This window comes from Clostridium boliviensis, from assembly GCF_033342255.1.
Taxonomy (GTDB): domain Bacteria; phylum Bacillota; class Clostridia; order Lachnospirales; family Lachnospiraceae; genus Lacrimispora; species Lacrimispora boliviensis.
In genome coordinates, this window is record NZ_JAWONS010000135.1 from 1 (window position 1) to 429 (window position 429).

Here is a 429-nt window from a genome sequence, read left to right on the forward strand (position 1 = left end):
GTTTATTCAACACTTTTTTATTTTGTGTCGGATTTGACGCAATATTGATGAAAGGAGGGGTGGCATGCGCAAAAAGCTGGATCGGCGCAAAAAGTACACGCGCCAAGTGTTGAAGGAAAGCCTCATCGCGCTGCTCGCCGAAGACAAACCGATCTCCGCCATCACCGTCAAAGCGATTTGCGAAAGGGCGGATATCAACCGCTCCACCTTTTATATGCACTTTTCGGATCCCTATGACCCGCTGGATCATATCGAATCGGAAATTATCGAAGACATGAATACCTATCTGAGCAATTACCGATTCACCATCGAAGAAGAGTCGCAGAAGATGACCCAAAAGCTGTTGGAATATATCGCCGAGAACCAGTTCCTTTTCCAGACCCTCTTGGTCAAAAACAAGGATCCCGCCTTTGAAAGGCGGTTGATGGA

The 429-nt window shown here is 47.1% G+C and carries 1 protein-coding gene; it reads left to right on the top strand.

Going from position 1 to position 429, the window contains the following annotated elements; translation table 11 throughout:
* Window positions 1-64: 64 nt before the first annotated feature.
* Window positions 65-429 (top strand): TetR/AcrR family transcriptional regulator (locus RZO55_RS10035; RefSeq protein WP_318064146.1); only part of this gene is annotated, 365 nt, incomplete at its 3' end.